The sequence below is a fragment of the Paenibacillus sp. J2TS4 genome (assembly GCF_018403245.1).
Classification (GTDB): domain Bacteria; phylum Bacillota; class Bacilli; order Paenibacillales; family NBRC-103111; genus Paenibacillus_L.
On sequence record NZ_BOSH01000003.1, the window covers coordinates 444,110 to 460,140 of the forward strand.

The following is a 16,031-nucleotide window of genomic DNA, read 5'->3' on the forward strand; positions in this document are numbered from 1 at the left end:
ATGTATACGATCATGCTTGCGGACGATGAAAGGAACATTCGAGAAGGAATAGAGAATGCCATCGAATGGGGGGAATTGGGATTATCCTTCATCGGATCGGCTAGAGATGGCCGGGAAGCTTACGATAAAATCCGAAGAAGTCCTCCGGATATTCTCATTACCGATATAAAAATGCCGGGACTTGACGGATTGGAGCTGATTGAAAGATCGTTGGAGGAGTATCCGAAGATGAAGGTAGTCCTTCTGTCCGGTTACGGGGAATTCCATTTCGCCAGTAAAGCCATGCAACTCGGCGTCAGGCACTACCTGTTGAAGCCATGTGATGAAAACGAGATTACAACGGTGCTTCAAGAGATCGTTGGGGAATTGCAGGAAATGGAAAAAAAGGACCATTTCATCAAAAACATCAAGCATCAGGTCAATACGATGCTTCCGCATGTGAAAGAGCAATTTTTCCGGGATTTGGTGTTAAGTCGGTCATATTCCCGCGATGAATGGGATTATTATAAAAAATTACTAATGTTGAATGTCGAGAGGATGCGGCTCATCCTTTTTCAACCCGATGGGGCTTTCGATTATCTGGAATCATTCGCTTTAAAAAATATAACGGAAGATATATTTGATAAACCAAGCGTGGTTCTGAGTACGATCATTGGTAACCAGTTTCTCGCACTTGTCCGCCATATGAGTGATGACGATCTTGTCCGGCTCATTGGCGAAGTGAAGGAAACGTTCGGCAAATATTACAAAATCAGTCTGACCGTATCCTATACCGAATCGGAACGAGTAGAACAAATTCCTTATCTTTACAAAGAAGCGCTGGATTGTTTGAAACATCGTTTCTACTTGGGTGAGGGATGTATTATCGCCGCTAAGGATGTGCAAGCGAGCCATGGCGTCGTCTTACGAAATATGGAATTTCACAACGAAAAAATAGCTTCGGCTGTAAAAATCGGCAATTGGGCCGATGCGGAAAAGGAGATTGTCCATTTTTTCGAGACGCTTACCGCCGCTCATGTTGAGATCGGCAACGCTCTCTCCTATTGTCTTGAACTGCTTGTTACCATTTCGCGTCAGGCGCATCTGGATAGAATCAGCGACTACATCAATAGGACGGCTCTTGTATTTAATATGAGCCGATTGGACGAAATTTTGGCCCATACTTTGAAGGTAGCCCAGGAAATTGCGCAAAACAACTACGCCAACAATACGAAGAAATATAGTATGCTGGTGGATAAGATGATCCGTCTCGTTCATGATAATATCGCCAACGACGAGCTGTCTCTCTCCTGGTTGGCCCAAAATTATTTGTTTATGAATGTGGATTATTTAGGAAAATTGTTTAAAAAAGAAACAGAGGAGAATTTTTCCCAGTATTTGATGCGAGTTCGTATCGAAAAGGCAAAACAGATGATCGAATCCTCCGAAGATTATAAAATATACGAAATTGCCGAACAGACCGGTTTTGGCAGCAATCCTCAATATTTCAGCCAAGTGTTCAAAAAACAGTCGGGTTCTACACCGTCCGAATACAAACGAAGGACAGAGATGACGCAGGAATAGGGCGCATCTCTGTTTTTTTGACAAGTTCCTCTGATTTTTAAATGTTCAACTGCCGGATTCGACCTTATAATGGGCAATAGTCCGGACGGCATATTTATGAAATGGACATTGCGGAAGCGATGGCGGCTATTGGTTGCAGAGGTATTGAATAAAGCAGAGGGGAGTTTGGACATTGAAAATTTCAGCAAAAAAGGTATTGTCGCTTTTATTGGCTGCAAGCATCATCGTGTCCTTGCTGCCGTACGGTAACGTTCTTGCCGCTGAGGTTGAGGTGTGGACGGAAAGTTCGTTAAAAAATGTATTCAAAGATGATGCCAAACCGGAAAAAGCCAATACCAGCATTGAATGGATCGCTGCCAAAAACGAATACGAATCGGCACAAATTGTGCTTAGAAGCAATGAGCCCTTTGATATCCATTCGGTACAATTTTCCGATTTGGTAAGTGGGTCGGAGGCAATTGGTACGCAACACCTGAAATATAATTTTGTTGACTACGTTTATATTAGCGGCAACAGCAAGATTGATCCCTCTTCTATGGTCAGATCGGGGGCGGGAGACTATCCAGATCCGTTGCTGAATGCTGCCTCGATAAAGGTGCCCGCCCGCACAACTCAGCCGATATGGGTCACCGTGTATGTGCCAGAAACCGCCGCAGCGGGCAGTTATATCGGTACGGCGGCAGTGAATACTTCGCTGGGAACGATAGAAGTCCCTATTTATCTCGAAGTGGCGGATGTGGAAATACCCGATTCCAAAGACGGAGCTTTTCATATTACGAATTGGGCCTGGACCGCTGGAAGGCTGTACAGCAACGATGCGGATGACGCTGTTTTTAAACAGTACGGTTATCCGCGATACAGTCAGCAATGGTGGAACCTGATGGATATATTCGCGGAAAGCATGAAGGAGCATCGAATCAACACGCTTCTGGTACCGACATATAACCTTTTAAAAGATGGACCGGGTACACGGATTGACGAAAATGGGGGCTATATCTTTGATTGGAGCAAATTTGACGAATACGTTCAATTCTTTATTGATAAAGGCGTGATCAAAAGGTTGGAGGGTGCTCATCTCGCCTACCAATCAAGTGTTTATAAACAGTTCCGAATCGTAACGTTGGTGGAAGATAAGCGAGTAAGACTGGTCGATCAAAGCGGCAAGGGCGGTCTGGATCCGAATAATAAATATATTGCTTTAAAAAAGACGTTCCCTGGCGAAAACAAGAAGTTGACATTGCAGTTTAGGTTCATGGAACCGCAAAGCGGAAAATGGCCGAAATTTCAAGTGTTGAACGGCGATTCCATTCTTGTTGATCTTTCCACGGGATCTTATGCGGGCGGACCCATTTCCATAGTTCATAGATTAAATAACAATAATGAATGGCAGGAAATCGAAACAATTCAATCCAATTCCTGGTATGCGGTTAAGATTGAAGTAGACTTATCGCAGCGGAAATACGATGTTTCCATTAACGGAATTTTAAAAGTAAGTCAAGCTGATCTGCTTTCTCCAGTTGCATCGGTCAATGGAATCATGCTGGGTACAGGGGGGAGTTCGATTGGCGAATTATATTTGGACGAGGTCAGAATTGACGATGCAAAAGGAAATATTGTTTACGATACATTTGACACTGAGGATGATGAAGCGGCCCAAGCGTCCAATTTTGAACTCATCGAGTATGAAAATACGAGTTTCCATATTGAAAATACCCATCAGACAACTTATGTACAGCAGGCTATAGGAAGTCCCGGTGAGATAAAATGGAGTTCCCGGTTTTTGCCGGAACTTCAAGCCCATCTAGCCGAAAAAGGGTGGGATCAAATATGGATTCAGCACGTTGCCGATGAACCTTATGATAGTGGCAACACTTACCCGATTGAAGAATGGGAGCAGGCTTATGAAAGAATCGCTCAATATGCACCTGGGATGAAAACGCTCGATGCGGTCACCTTTCAATCGGTAAATGAAGGGCTCGTCGGAAAGCTGGATATTTGGGTGCCACATGAAAATATACTGGACAGTTCCCCATCATTTTATGACGACAGGCAGGTGTTAGGCGAAGAAGTGTGGTTTTATACAAGTCTGTTGCCCAGAGAAAAGTATTTGAATCGCTTTGTCGATCAACCCGTCTATTACGGCCGGCTTATGAATTGGTTCGCATACGGAAGAAATGCGACGGGATTCCTTCACTGGGCTTGGAATCACTGGAACAGCCCGCTTGACGGCGTCCACGTGAAGGGCGATACGCATATCGTTTATCCCGATCCTGACAACGCCTCATTAAAAAATTCCATGCGCCAAGATGCGATGCGGGATGGAGCCGAGGACTACGAGTTGTTTAAAATTCTCGAAGCGAAAAATCCGTCACGGGCGAAAGAATTGGTGCAAAGCGTCGTGCCGGATGCGATAAATTATTCTAGAGATATCGACTATATTCTCAGCAAGAGGAAAGTGCTGGTGCGGGATGCGGCCGGAGGTTATGACGCCACCCTCCGCGAACTGACGGTGGATGGCCAGGCATTAGAGGACTTTTCTCCGGAGCAAGACGAATATGTAATTACGCTGCCGGAAGCTGCACAGCAAGTTCCCGTTGTGGATGCCGTTGCGAATGATCCAAGGGCTGAAGTCGTCATACAGCAGGCGGATGCCATTCCCGGGACGGCCATCATTATTGTAACCGCTTACGATAAGGAGGCGGTCGCATCGTACCGGATTCGTTTTGAGCAGTCGGGGACGGAGCCGGTACAGCCGCCGGCTGCGCCGACCGGATTGACGGCGAAAGCCGGGGATGGAGCGGTCACGCTCAACTGGACTGCCAACGCAGAAGCCGACCTGGCTGGCTACAGTATTTACCAGGATGGAAACCGCGTTGCCTCGAACATAAAGGAAACGGTATACACGGTCCATTCATTGATGAACGGCAAGGAATATACGTTTGCCATCAGTGCAGTAAATGAGGAGGGAACGGAATCAGTGCTCTCGCAGGCGGTGAAGGTGACACCATTTGCCGCGCCTTCAAGCATAGCATCCTTAATCAGTTTACTTGATCGGTATAAAGCAAGTGGAGATTTGAGCGGTCCGCTCGCCAACCAATTGACGAATAGTGCGAAACAAGCGGCCCATCATTTGAGCAATGGATCCAAGGATCAGGCAGCCAAATTTATGCATGATTTCCTGAAGCATTTAAATAAAGATCCGATGCAAGACAAGGTGACCCAAGCAGCTAAGGATGCCCTGACGGCAGAAGCTCAAGCGATAATCATCGACTTGACGAATAAATGAGCAGAATTGGTCCTGTTTGGGCACAAGATACAGACAGCGGTCCAACATAAATTCGTGCAAGGACGGTGAGACAACCGGTTTGCTCCACAGGAAAGAGCTGAGCGCGCCGAGGTTGTTGTCCGTTTGTTGCGGGCATTGAGCGCGATCGGGAAGGGATAACAACATCTGTTTTTTGCACATTGTCACCTGTTTTTTAGATTATCTATCCTGTTGGCGAGGATTATAATGAACGTGATTAACAATAATGATTCAAGAAGGGGACAGGTTGCATGAACAGAAAGATGCTATGGACGATTGCTATCATCATGGTTGCTGCCATCTCGTTGGCCGGTTGCGGCGGCACGACAGCGAAGCCGCCGGATGCGGGGAAGACCAATGTGAAGCCGCCGGAAAATGATAACCATACGGAAGGAAAGAAGCCGGATGACGACAAGCAAGTTACGTTGCGGATGACTTATTGGGCCGGGTCGCAGACGACAACGGATAAAACGAATAAAGTCATCGAATTGTTTCAAGAAAAGTACCCGAATATTAAAATCGAATCCGAATTCACCGGCTGGAACGGCTATTATGAGAAGTTGAATGTACAGGCTGCCGGCAACAGTCTTCCGGATTTGGTCCGGCACGATTATTCCTACATCGCGCAATTCGCCGGCAAAGACCTGCTGCTTGACCTGAGCGAACGGATCGACTCCGGCCAAATCAACCTGAAGGACGTTGACGAAGCGTACTTGTCCGGCGGAATGATCGACGGGAAAATGTATGGCGTTAATATCGCCAACAATGCTCTCTCTGTCATCTACGATCCTGAAGCGTTCGAAAAAGCCGGCGTCCCTGCCCCCACTCCGAATTGGACTTGGGAAGAGTATGAACAGCATATGCTGCAGATTAAAAATAATTTGGGCATTTACGGAGATAAACATCAAGAGCTCGCCTTTCCGCTCTACTTAAGGCAGCATGGCGCCAGTCTGTACAATAAAGAAGGAACTGCCTTGGGCTATACGGACGATCAACTGTTTATCGACTTCTACGAAATGCAGTTGCGGCTGCAAAAGCAAGGAGCCATTTCCACCATTGCGGAGGAGTTGGAGGCGAAAGGGATAGAAGACACTCCGTTTGGCAGCGGCAAAGCGGCAATGGTGATTGCCTGGAGCAATAATCTGCCCACTTATGAAGATGCATTAAAGAAACCGCTTGCTCTCGCACTGCCTCCGGGATCCGGTGAGGGGAAGGGAATGTATGTGAAGCCGTCGCAATTTATGACGATCTCCAAATCGTCCAAACATCCGGAAGAAGCGGCCAAATTTATCGACTTCTGGATCAACGATATCGAAGCGAACAAAGTGCTGAACGGTTTTGGCGGAATGCCGGTTTCCGCGAACATCATGCAAGCGATGGAACCGGATTTTGACGAGGCGCAGAGGAAAATGACCGCATACATTGCCGAAGCGGCCAAATATTCCAGCCAGATCGATCCCGCCGATCCAAGTGGGGCGGGGGAAGTTAGCAAGCTTTTGTCCAATATCGGCCAGGAAATCTTCTTCGAGAAAATAAGCGCGCAGGATGGCGCAGAAAAATTCAGAAGGCAAGCAAATGAAATACTGGGTAAAAATAAGTAATATTTGATAGCTTATTGAGTGGCAGATCCCAGATGCGGCTGACGGTCGGGGATCTGTCGTTTTTTAACCCGGGTGCACGTCATACCAAGATAAAGGGCTGGGGATGTATGAAGGCAAGAACAGGAAAGTTGACAGGTTCCGATCATTTGGCGGGATACCTGTTCATTTCACCATGGTTGATCGGATTTGCTGGTTTTACCCTTGTGCCACTGCTCGTTTCTTTGTATCTATCCTTTACGAAATATGATGTACTTTCTTCGCCGGTATGGGTGGGGTGGGACAATTACAGAACGATGTTTACGAATGACGAAAGATATTGGAAGGCCGTCAAAGCGACGTTGATCTATGTTTTTACCGCGGTACCGCTGAAACTGGCTTTTGCTCTACTGGTCGCCATGCTGTTGAATGCAAGAATGAAAATGATCGGGTTTTACCGGACGGTATACTATTTACCCTCGGTGATTGGCGGCAGCGTAGCGGTCGCGGTCATGTGGCGGCAATTGTTCGGAGTGAACGGGGCTTTGAATTCTTTGCTGGCTGCACTCGGGGTCGAAGGCAAAATATCGTGGATTATGGATCCGCGTACGGCCATTTGGACCTTGATCTTGCTTGGAACCTGGCAATTTGGCGCCTCGATGCTCATCTTTCTGGCAGGACTTAAACAGATTCCGAGCGGATTGTACGAAGCTGCCTTGATCGACGGAGCCGGAGCTTTGCAACGGTTTCGCAAAATTACGCTGCCGCTGCTTACGCCCGTCATTTTTTTTAATCTGATCATGCAAATTATTGCCGGTTTTAAATCGTTTACGGAAAGCCTGCTTGTAACGGGCGGAGGGCCATTTGATTCCACGCTTTTCTACGGTTTGTATTTATACGAGAAATCTTTCAAATATTTCGATATGGGGTATGGTGCCGCGATGGCTTGGGTCTTATTGCTGATTACTGCCCTATTCACCGCGATTATATTCAAATCGTCGACCCAATGGGTGCACTATGAATCAAAGGGGAAATAAGCGGATGATATATAGAAAAATACGGACGAAAAGCGTTTTATACCATATATGCGTGCTGCTCCTCGCCCTTGTGATGATTTATCCTGTATTGTGGATGGTCTCCAGTTCGTTGAAGGACAGCTCCGAAGTTTTTGTCAATTCCCATAAATTGATTCCGAGCGTATGGAAGTTTGAAAATTATGTTCAAGGTTGGAAAGGTTTCGGAGGGCATACGTTCGCTGTATTCTTCAAAAATTCTTTGCTGATTACGATAGTTGCTACGATCGGGGGCGTCGTTACCTCCACCCTGGTGGCTTACGGCTTCTCAAGGGTCAAGTTTGCCGGAGCCGGGTTCTGGTTTACCTGCATGCTGGTCTCCATGATGCTGCCGGGACAGGTGATGATTATTCCCCAGTATATCTTTTTTCAGAAGATGGACTGGATCAATACTTTTTATCCCATCATTGTGCCATCTTTCTTCGGAATGCCGTTTCTTATTTTTATGATCATGCAATTTATAAGAGGCTTGCCCGTCGAATTGGACGAATCTGCAAAAATCGACGGTTGCGGCAAATATGCGATCTTTTTCCGGATCATCGTCCCCTTGATCGTTCCGGCCGTAGTTACCGCAACGATTTTCAAGTTTTACTGGATGTGGGATGAATTTTTCGGACCGCTCATCTACTTGAACAAGCCGGAGTTGTATCCATTGTCGCTGGCGCTGAAGATGTTCTCGGATCCGGATACGACGACAGATTGGGGGGCGATGTTTGCCATGTCGGTCCTATCGTTGATTCCGGTCGTCATCGTATTTATCCTGTCTCAGAAACAATTGGTGGAAGGAATCAGCACAACCGGGTTAAAAGCCTGACAGATTTGGGAGTGATACGAATTGAAGCTGACAGCGTTATTGATTGGCGCGGGCGGGCGGGGATATTACGCCTATGCGCCGTACGCTAAAAATTATCCCCATGAATTGGAATTTGTAGCCGTGGCAGAACCGGACCCGGTGAGAAGGCAGCTATTTGCCGACTGTTATGGCATTGGGCAGCAGAATGTTTTTGCCGATTGGCAGGAAGCTCTATCCCGTTCGAAAATGGCCGATGTGGTGTTCATCTGTACACAGGATCGGATGCACTTTGACCCGACGATGATGGCACTCCAGCAGGGCTATCATGTGCTGCTTGAAAAACCGATCTCTCCTGAGGCTGGCGAATGTTTGCTAATGGAACAGGAAGCCGCATTGCGACAAAGAATATTGACTGTTTGCCACGTGCTAAGGTTCACGCCATTCTGGTCACAAGTAAAAGCGGTATTGCAAGAAGGGGCGATTGGCGAGATCGTATCCGTTCAATTAAATGAAAACGTCGGTTATTTCCATATGGCGCATAGTTTCGTCAGAGGCAATTGGCGGCATGCGGCACAGTCCAGTCCGATGATTCTGGCCAAGTCATGTCATGATATGGATCTGCTGTCATGGCTTGTTGATCAGGAGTGCACGCGAATCAGTTCTTTCGGTTCGTTGATGCACTTCAGGCCGGAACACGCGCCCCAGAATTCCGCTCAGCGTTGCACGGACGGGTGTTTGGCGGAGTCCGCCTGTCCTTATGCGGCCCCGCGGTTTTATTTGGGCGATGGCAGGGAATGGGCAAAGTTTATAACCGCTGACTTATCCAATTCCGGCATTATTCATGCGCTTCAGGAGGGGCCGTACGGAAGGTGCGTTTACCGTTGCGATAATGATGTGGTAGACCACCAGGTGGTAAATGCCGAGTTTGCAGGCGGAGCGACAGCTTTATTCAATATGTGCGGATTTACCCGAGATTCATCCAGACATATACAAATTATGGGAACGAAAGGGGAAATTCGCGGGTTTATGGAACAGAGCAGGTTTGTCGTATTCGATTTCCTTACTCATCGCGAGACCGAAGTGAAGGTTCATGCGCCAGGTACAGGGCATCATGGCGGCGATGAAGGTCTCGTCCGCAGCTTTTTGCGAGAAGTGCGGGAATTGGAAGGCGCGGGCGGGACTTATCATGTTAAATCCGTCATACAGGGACATATGATGTGCTTTGCGGCCGAAGAATCCCGAGTGAACGGCGGGAAGACAGTAGTGATGAGCGATTACAGGAAGAACTTTGGCTAGTTGGACAACACGTTTGATTGACAGCCTGCGACGTCTTCCTATGGCTGGAAGTCGCCGCAGGTTGTTCGCAGTTATCATCCATATGTGTTGCTTAATGGATACGGAAGCACATGGGAAGAGTTTCGCAAACAGGATTGGAAGTGGCAAGAAGATCTACTGCAAAGTCCGGACAGAGCTTATTTGGTGACCGAATTCGCAGTGACCGGCGATCCTAATTGGAAGCTTCAGGAAGGTCATAGTCATCCTTGGCATCATCTCGAGTCATATGAAAAGCCGTACGAGGATGGAAGCATCGGCCGTCGGCTAACGGTTGAAGAGTGGCGGGAATCCCAGGCATTTCAGGGCTTCGCTGCCTTTCATGCAGTGAAAAAAATGCGAATACTGGGGGTTGACGGCTTGTTCTGGTGCTGTTTGTCAGAGGGGGCCAACAGCGTAACTTACAGGAAGCCGCCGATTGATTTTTTTGGACACGCCAAATTGGGATTCAACGGTTTGCAAATGGGCTACCAGGATGTGATGGCTTGCCATGGAAACTCGGATGTTGTGTTGGGAAAGGATGATGCCATACATCCGGTTATTTTGCACGACTCGTGTAACCGGCGCGTATCGCTCCATATAAAAATGTTGGACCCAAATGGAAAACTGCTGGAGGAAAAAAAGTATGGGCCACTTGAACTCGCTTCAATCCATGCAACATATCACGAGGGGAGCCGCTCGCCGAATGATCTGCGGCAAACTTGGCTTCCGTCTTTTCATCCTGCCATGCCGCATTCAGGATACTATACGTTTGTGTTGAATTATATGAGCATCATTAGATTGTAGGGGAGGGCGATTCCGGAATGATCTTTATTAATGATAAAAAGATGACGGAACGGTTGCTGAAGGAAACGGAGAGAGTTTTTTCTTTTGATAATATAGGAAATTATAGGGATTTGTCTGAGTGGCAGGAACAATTTCGAAGGCAATTGGGCATTCAACTTGGGTTGGATTCCATTCGTCAACATTCCAAAAATACTGAATTGAATCCCAGAATCATAGGGGTGGACAAACGGCCTGATTATGTTCTGGAGAAAGGGTACATTCGGTCGGAACCTGGTGTTGAAATTCCGTTTTTCTTCTTGCTTCCGGGTGATGGACAGAACGGGCCTTATCCTCTGGCATTGACTCCTCACGGTCATAATCGAAGGGGGAAGGAAGTATATGTGGGGAATTATGAGAATGAAGAGGAAGCCGAAGAAGCTATGAAGGGAGAGCGTAATATTGCAGTTCAGGCGGTGGCTGCCGGGTACGCCGTGTTGGCGCCAGATGTGCGAGGCTTCTGGGAGATGGGAAGGGAGGAAGAATACCAGCAGGGAAAAACAACTCCTGCTATGAACTGCAACGTCGCGCATTATTGTTTGGCCGTACGTTGATTGGTGAACGCGTACATGATATGGGACGATTGATAGATTACGCTGCAATGCGACCGGAAGTAGATACAAAGACTGTGGTGATCACCGGGAATTCAGGTGGCGGAACCGTTAGTTTATTTACAGCTGCACTGGATACCCGTATTACCGCCGCTGCACCAGGTAGTTATTTCAATACGTTTGAGCATTCCATTCTATCCGTTGAACACTGTCCTTGCAATATCGTTCCTGGAATGATGAAAATGGGGGAAATGTATGATGTAGCTGGACTGATTGCTCCCCGACCAGTGCTGATGATCAACGGACAACTTGACTCCATTTTTCCGATTGATGCAGCCCGGTTGGCTTTTGCGAAATTGCAGGAGATTTATTCAGCCTTTGGAGTTCCCGGGAATTGCGAATTATATATAGGAGAAGCAGGTCATCGCTATTACAAGGAACGTACGTGGGAATTTTTTCGGGAGCATCGTTAACGTAGTTTTATTAAATGCAGAGTGGCATTAGTCATGATATTTAGGGATATATTATCAAGGCACAATTTAGACAAAGAAAAATAAAATCAAGTGACAACACATTTTGATTGTAGTACAGTATAGTGGAATCAGGCCTAACACGATTAGTTACTACGACCAACCAAAAAGATGGTATGGGAGTGGTAAGCGTGAACAATAAAAGTAATAAGAAGAGCAGCAATAAGTATGAAAACATCAAGATTATTATCGTACGTGTTGTTAAATGCCTCCTTCTTGTTCTTATTTTTTCATTACTTAAAATGTCGTAATGTCTTGCACCCAGACAACGAATATCATGTGATTTGCAAAATGTTGTAGATAAACTAATCGTGGTGAGCCATTCAAGTGAATGGCTCACCACGATTAAAGTAAAATAATAAAAAAAGGGGCTCAAAACCGCAGCCTGTGCTTGACGAAACGGCCCTCTGAAATCGGTGATTCTGCATAGCAACTTTGCCTATACCAGACTGGGATATGGTGCAAAGATGCACCCCATTTTTTGAGATTGCATCCATTTTTAAGATTAAGGTGCGAAAATGCTCTCTATTCACAACATTTTTTGTAAACTAACGATTTCGTCGAATTTAAAGGGTACTTTTGCACTTCAATGCCCATTTCGGGAAAAAGGTTGGTTTTAAGAGGTACTTTTGCACTTTATCGCTACCATCAAGACCCACCAAGCCTCTAATCCCTCAATCCCCTAATTTAGTTTGGCGGAAATGGAAAGCCAAGCACTCATTATGGTTTTGATCGAAAAAAGAACCTTCAATTTCAATTTCGAAAGTTCTTTTTTTGATTTTCCAAGGAGGTAATGGAATATTGAAGAAAGTGATTGCTTTTCTCATAGTTGGTATGATCATCGCGGGACTATTATTGGCTATAGAAAACTCTTTCGTTAACATGAACAGGGCGATAAACGAATTCTCATCAGGAGTGTTGGCGGAGCGGCTGAAAATAGTTCTGTATAGTATTGGCTTAGGGATCGTGTTTGAATGGAAAAAGGTGGTGAAGATGGGGAAGGGGGGATACAGCATCCATTCCTCCTACATATTACCCTTAGTACTCTGTCTTGTTTTTGCTATAATTCCTCCATTCTTCGTCATCAGTTATGGTTTTCCTCTCCGCTCGTCCTCCTTCTTCTTCGTCTGCATACCCAAGTAATATTCGGAATATTGAGCGGCCTTTTACTAGTTAGAATGTTTGCCAAGAATGATTGTTGAGCTGCGTGGAATTATCGTTATCCGCTCGCTTCTTTTATTATCTCCCTTTCGAATTTTTATAAGACTGCGCTAATTTATAAACGTACCACAGAAAAAACGAAGAGAGCGCGGTTAATACAATGTTTATGCACCCGAAAATAATTAATATGGTTTTAACTTGAGGATACAACGAAAAGGCCAGAATAAACTGAAGAATGGCTGGAATTAAAAACAGCAGCCAACCAAAAAAGAGGAACTTGTCTTTAATACACATTAGCCCAAAAGTGGCCAAGGATAATAAGAGCAGTGGCCAGGTAGCTGTTATTTTCAAAAAATCCAACATTATAACTCATCTCCGATTATATGTGTATGGATTGGTTATTTTTTCTATACCAAATGTAGCGGTGTCTTTCTATTTTTGCAAATGAGCAATCAAGCGTTTTAAGATGATAGGCACTATGATATGATGAACAAATTAGAAGAAAGAAGAGGGAAGGGATCATGATTGAAAATTGGATTGCATCTGCTTATCCTGTTGGTGCTAGTGATTTCCGTTGGTTGTGGAAAAAGCGCAGGGAGCTTTGAGGCCGATACTTTTTCGGACAAAGACATGTGTATCAGGAAAAAGGAAGACCTGAATGCTGTGATCTGCTATGGGATGTCCCGCGCCAAAGCAGAGGAGGTTGCAGGGAGTGAAACAGGCAGCAATATGGGTATCGCCGACTATCCCGACGGAGTGAGAATTTTCTATAGAGATGACACCGTTGCAGGAATGGCACTGTTCGAAGGATCTCAAGGAATCTACCAGACAGCACGCGGTGCGGAGCTGGGTATGCTGCTAGATGACATTAAGAAGTTGTACGGCGAGAAGTATAAGTTGGACACGGGTGAACGCAATTTGGACTATGCTTATGATACAGCGACCCAAAAGTTTTTAAGCACAGCCGAAGCAGGCATGAAGACTCAGGGAGAGAGCCAGTCTATTTATCTCTTTTCCGGTCTTTTTAAAGGTGAGGATCACACGGCGGAAAGCCTGTTTCTGGTTGATCGCAAAATGGCGATTTTTATGAATTAAACGCCGGAAGGTTAATTTTTCAAGCCATTATATAAAAATAAACCTATATTAAAGCTCGGACTGCCAGAGGAACGAATTCAGAGCGCTCGGAGTCAAGCTTCGGCTGCAAAATGGAAATAGCGTTGACCAAGTGTGCAAACATCAAGTAAACAACCAGATGAGGTTGACATTAATTTCCGTTTCTTTTATAGTAAAAAGCAACCTATTATTATTAAGCTATATAATTTGAAATAAAACGATAGGCTCATTTCGAGGCGGAAGAACCGTCCTTATGCTGCAAGCTATGCATAGGGGCGGTTTTTGTATTTTGACAGGTTGGCAGAAAGGAGGAGGGAAGATGGATACTCGCGGGGCCTTGGCGGTTGGACATTTACTGGCGGAACGCTATCATATCCTTTCCGTTATTGGAAGGGGCGGGATGAGCACCGTTTATTTGGCGGAGGACCGGAAGCTTCCGGGGAAGCAATGGGCGGTGAAGGAATCACGGAAGCATTCCGGACATAAGGAGATGTTTTATGAGGAAGCGGCTCTGCTGATTCGGCTGGATCATCCGTTTCTGCCGAAAATTATTGATTTTTTTCCGCCGAATGAGGAAGGATTCAGCTATTTGGTTATGGATTACATTCAGGGGGAGACGCTCCAGCAAAGGTTTATACGGAAGCAGTATCTGCCTTGCTCCGATGTGGTGAAGCATTCGATTCAGCTATGCGAGCTGTTCGATTATTTACATAATTTCAAGCCTCGGCCGATTATTTATCGCGATCTGAAGCCCAGCAACGTCATGATAGACGAGCAGAATAACGTGCGATTGATCGACTTTGGCATCGCCCGCAACTATAATGAGGAACGGACAGCCGATACGGTTCAGCTTGGGACGGTCGGTTTTGCCGCTCCCGAACAGTTTTTGAACCGGCAGACGGATGAACGTACCGACCTCTATACGCTTGGTGCCATGATGTACTATTTACTGAGCGGGGGGAAGCATTATGGAATCGCAAGCGGGGATCGGCCCGTCGAAGAATTGGCGGAGGATCTTCCTGTTGCTGTACGGAAGGTGATCTTCCAGCTTCTTGCTGAACAGCCGGAGGACCGAATTCAGAGTGCTCGGGAAGTCAAGCTTCGACTACAAGAGGGAGCCGGTGAGCCCGTCGCCTTTCGCTCTACGGAGGAGAGATCACATGGGAGTCAACCGGACAGACATTCCGGGAAGCGGAGGCTGATCGTGCTTGGAGGGCTTTATCCGGGAGCCGGGGCCACGTTCATCGCTATTGCTCTGGCTCGTCTGCTGAACGATGCCGATATTCCGCATGCCCTCATAGAGCATGCCGGTAATTCTCCGGAGCTTCATTCGCTATTGTTCGGGGAGAGGCACGCTCCTGTGGAATACCGTTATTATACGGATCCGGATTTTCTGCCTGAACGCCCGGTTGACTTGCGCTGGAAGGACGGCCGTACCGAATGGCTGCCGCTTCCTCCCGACAGGAAGCTGGAGGGGGAGTGGACCGCGGATCATTACTACAGACTGCTCTACTTGCTGGACTACCCGGTCGCGATTTTGGATATATCCAATCGCTGGTGCGATCCGGCTGTTCAACAAATGTGCAAGGAAGCGGAACTCATCTTGATGATAGCAGACCCTTATCCTTCCAAATTTAATGGGCCGGATACGCAAGAATCACTCCATTTCGTTGAGGGGTTGAGCAATAAGGCGATTTATTGGATTGCGAATAGGGATGAAGCGTTCTCAGGCAGAAAAGAGTGGCTGAGCACGCTGCCTCAACCGCCCCTTTGTTTGATTCCTTCCTTTGCCGGCAAAAGTCTGCTGGACGCTCAATGGAAAGGGAGAATTGCCCAGGATGATCCGGAAATTCTCGATACACTCCGTCATGTATGCGAGCCGCTGCTTAGCCTTATTGCGGCCACCGCTGAAAGAGGCGGCAGGAAACGAAGTGCTTGGCTGGCCAAATGGTTTAAATGATTTTTTGCAATTATATTGAAAAAATGATATTTTATGGTATAATTTAGTGTAGTTATCTATTCATGCGGAAGCACCGCAGAGCGAATCGATTGTCGATTTGCCCTGCGGTGCTCCTTTTTTTGGGAAGGAGGGGGTGGATATAAGAAAAGAACTTCGAGCTGCGGTAGGGGTTGCGGTATTGTCGCTGTTGTTAATTGCCGGCGGGGCTCTGCAGATGGCTGGTTACTTGCCATAGCATTATAGGAGGTGATG

Annotated in this window: 12 protein-coding genes; all 12 read left to right on the forward strand. The window is 46.5% G+C overall.

Annotation, left to right across the window (positions count from 1 at the left end; all coding sequences use genetic code 11):
- The 12 genes from KJS69_RS09285 to KJS69_RS09340 all read left to right on the forward strand — a co-directional run bounded on the left by KJS69_RS09285 (nucleotide 1) and on the right by KJS69_RS09340 (nucleotide 15,779).
- Nucleotides 1–1,563, forward strand: a complete 1,563-nt coding sequence (locus KJS69_RS09285; protein WP_213583442.1) for a response regulator transcription factor — start codon at nucleotides 1–3, stop codon at nucleotides 1,561–1,563.
- 172 nt (nucleotides 1,564–1,735) lie between these two features.
- Nucleotides 1,736–4,849 carry a glycoside hydrolase domain-containing protein gene (locus KJS69_RS09290; RefSeq protein WP_213583443.1) on the forward strand — a complete coding sequence of 1,038 codons (3,114 nt, stop codon included), beginning with the start codon at nucleotides 1,736–1,738 and terminating at the stop codon, nucleotides 4,847–4,849.
- Nucleotides 4,850–5,118: 269 nt separating this feature from the next.
- Nucleotides 5,119–6,468, forward strand: a complete 1,350-nt coding sequence (locus KJS69_RS09295) for an ABC transporter substrate-binding protein (RefSeq protein ID WP_213583444.1) — start codon at nucleotides 5,119–5,121, stop codon at nucleotides 6,466–6,468.
- An 89-nt stretch (nucleotides 6,469–6,557) separates the two neighbouring features.
- Nucleotides 6,558–7,481, forward strand: a complete 924-nt coding sequence (locus tag KJS69_RS09300; protein ID WP_374706623.1) for a carbohydrate ABC transporter permease — start codon at nucleotides 6,558–6,560, stop codon at nucleotides 7,479–7,481.
- A gap of 4 nt (nucleotides 7,482–7,485) precedes the next feature.
- Nucleotides 7,486–8,331: a carbohydrate ABC transporter permease gene (locus KJS69_RS09305; protein WP_213583446.1), complete on the forward strand. Its 846-nt coding sequence runs from the start codon at nucleotides 7,486–7,488 to the stop codon at nucleotides 8,329–8,331.
- A 21-nt stretch (nucleotides 8,332–8,352) separates the two neighbouring features.
- Nucleotides 8,353–9,606 carry a Gfo/Idh/MocA family protein gene (locus KJS69_RS09310; protein ID WP_213583447.1) on the forward strand — a complete coding sequence of 418 codons (1,254 nt, stop codon included), beginning with the start codon at nucleotides 8,353–8,355 and terminating at the stop codon, nucleotides 9,604–9,606.
- Nucleotides 9,607–9,690: 84 nt separating this feature from the next.
- On the forward strand, nucleotides 9,691–10,428 hold the full coding sequence (locus tag KJS69_RS09315; RefSeq protein ID WP_213583448.1) for a hypothetical protein: 738 nt from the start codon (nucleotides 9,691–9,693) through the stop codon (nucleotides 10,426–10,428).
- Nucleotides 10,429–10,445: 17 nt separating this feature from the next.
- Nucleotides 10,446–11,018: an alpha/beta hydrolase family protein gene (locus KJS69_RS09320; RefSeq protein WP_213583449.1), complete on the forward strand. Its 573-nt coding sequence runs from the start codon at nucleotides 10,446–10,448 to the stop codon at nucleotides 11,016–11,018.
- 20 nt (nucleotides 11,019–11,038) lie between these two features.
- Entirely contained in the window at nucleotides 11,039–11,488 is a 450-nt protein-coding gene (locus tag KJS69_RS09325; RefSeq protein ID WP_213583450.1) for an alpha/beta hydrolase family protein, read from the forward strand.
- 858 nt (nucleotides 11,489–12,346) lie between these two features.
- Nucleotides 12,347–12,688, forward strand: a complete 342-nt coding sequence (locus tag KJS69_RS09330) for a hypothetical protein (protein WP_213583451.1) — start codon at nucleotides 12,347–12,349, stop codon at nucleotides 12,686–12,688.
- 543 nt (nucleotides 12,689–13,231) lie between these two features.
- Entirely contained in the window at nucleotides 13,232–13,801 is a 570-nt protein-coding gene (locus KJS69_RS09335; protein WP_213583452.1) for a hypothetical protein, read from the forward strand.
- Nucleotides 13,802–14,138: 337 nt separating this feature from the next.
- Nucleotides 14,139–15,779: a serine/threonine protein kinase gene (locus tag KJS69_RS09340; protein WP_213583453.1), complete on the forward strand. Its 1,641-nt coding sequence runs from the start codon at nucleotides 14,139–14,141 to the stop codon at nucleotides 15,777–15,779.
- The last annotated feature ends 252 nt before the right edge of the window (nucleotides 15,780–16,031 follow it).